The sequence below is a fragment of the Frankia tisae genome (assembly GCF_025403405.1).
Lineage (GTDB): Bacteria > Actinomycetota > Actinomycetes > Frankiales > Frankiaceae > Frankia > Frankia tisai.
Genome location: NZ_JANEZT010000641.1, coordinates 1 through 1,902 on the forward strand (window position 1 = coordinate 1; position 1,902 = coordinate 1,902).

Annotated in this window: 2 protein-coding genes; one reads left to right on the forward strand and one right to left on the reverse strand. The window is 69.1% G+C overall.

Going from position 1 to position 1,902, the window contains the following annotated elements:
- Positions 1-21: 21 nt before the first annotated feature.
- Positions 22-1,161 (reverse strand): amidohydrolase family protein, encoded by a 1,140-nt coding sequence (locus NBZ85_RS30770; RefSeq protein ID WP_261558035.1) that lies wholly within the window; start codon positions 1,159-1,161, stop codon positions 22-24.
- 232 nt (positions 1,162-1,393) lie between these two features.
- On the opposite strand from NBZ85_RS30770, the gene NBZ85_RS30775 reads away from it, so the two are divergent.
- The coding region (locus NBZ85_RS30775) for a hemerythrin domain-containing protein (protein WP_261563386.1) at positions 1,394-1,902 on the forward strand (509 nt) is incomplete at its 3' end.

Consider the following 1,902-nt stretch of genomic DNA (forward strand, 5'->3'; position numbering starts at 1 on the left):
GTCAGGAGGTGCGGGGGGACGTCAGGAGGTGCGGGGGAAGTTGTAGAGCGTCCGCGCGTTGGTCTCGACCATCCGCAGGGCCTCGTCGTCGGGGACGTTGATCAGCGCCTCGGCGAGCAGCTTGCGGGTGTTCGGCCAGTTGCTGTCGGAGTGCGGGTAGTCGCTCTCGAACATGATGTTGTCGACGCCGATGCGGTGGCGCGCCTCGATGCCGGCCTCGTCGACGATGAAGCACCCGTAGATGTGGTCGCGGAACAGCTCGCTGGGCCGCACCTCGGTGTTCACGTCGTTGTACCAGCGGTGACGCTCCCACACGTAGTCGATGCGCTCGAGCATGTACGGCATCCAGCCGATGCCGCCCTCGGACAGCGCGATCTTGATCTGCGGGAAGCGGTGGAAGACGGGGGAGAGCAGCAGCTCGGAGGTCGCCGACATGGAGTTCAGGCCGAACAGCGAGATCGCGACGGTGAAGTTGGTCGTGGCCGCCTCGGGAGAGCACTGCGGCGACCCGCCGGAGCCGAAGTGCAGGCAGATCGGCAGGCCGGTCTCACTGGCGGCGGTGAGCACCGGGTCCCAGTGGGTGGTGTGCCAGGACGGCAGGCCGAGGCGGTCGGGCAGCTCGGGGAAGGTGATGCTGCGCGCGCCCTTGGCGGCGGTCCGCCGGATCTCGGCGGCGGCGGCCTCGACGTCCCAGTAGGGCACCATCATCAGCGGGATCTGCCGGTCGGGCGCGGCGGCGCACCACTCGTCGAGGATGAAGTCGTTGTACGCGCGCACGGTCTCGGTGGCGAGCGCCAGGTCCTGCGAGGCGGCGAGCACGCTACCGGCGAAACCGGCGAAGTTCGGGAAGCAGAGCTGCGCGTGGATACCTTCCTCGTCCATGTCCCGCAGCCGGTCGGAGATGCGGTAGCAGCCCGGTAACATGTCGTCATAGCTGCGGGGGTCCAGACCGTAGTCCTTCGGGCTCTTGCCGGCCACGGCGTTGAGAGCGAAGTTTCCGGCGCGGCGGCCCTCGTAGATCCACCAGTCGTTGCCGTCCTCGGCGCGCTCGATGCGCGGGCAGGCGTCCTGGTACTTCGCGGGCATGCGATCGAGCCAGACGCGTGGGTGCTCGATCACGTGATCGTCTACTGAGACGATCTGGGCGTTGGCGGGCAGCATGTGATCCTCCTCGGGGACGACGGCCGGTCCACTCCGGGCAGCAATCCCGACTTTCTGACAAGTACGTCACAATTACAGGAGCTGCGCAAGGGGTGGTCGTCGCATCGCCGCCGTCACCCGTGCCGGGCGGGGGCGTGTTGTGCCCGCGGGATCGGGTAGCGCTGACCCGTCGGCCCTGGTCCATCTCGGACGACGACGGTCGGCTCATCCCGGAGCGAGACGGAGGCCTGGCATGGCGAGCAAGCTGGCGGAGCGGGAGCGCACGCAGGCGGCGAAGCTTCCCGAGGACGACATCGTGGGAATTCTGCTCGCGCAGCACGCGCGGATCCGCGACCTGTTCACGGAGGTTCGTGAGCGGCGTGGCGAGCACCGCAGGAAGGCGTTCGACGAGCTGCGGAAGCTACTCGCCGTGCACGAGACGGGCGAGGAGATGGTCCTGCGGCCGGTGTCGCGCCGGTCGGCCGGCCCCGACGTCGTGAAGGCCCGCAACCACGAGGAGGAGCAGGCGGCGAAGGTCCTGTCCGGACTCGAGAAGCTGGACGTCACCAGCCCGGACTTCGAGCGGCAGATCGCGGCACTCGAACAGGCGGTGTCCGCTCACGCCGAGCGCGAGGAGTTCGAGGAGTTCCCGGCGGTGCGGGTGGCCACCAGCCCGGACGAGCGGCGCAAGCTCGGCAGGCAGCTGCGCGCGGTCGAGAGCCTGGCGCCGACCCACCCCCACCCGAGCACGGTGGGTTCCCC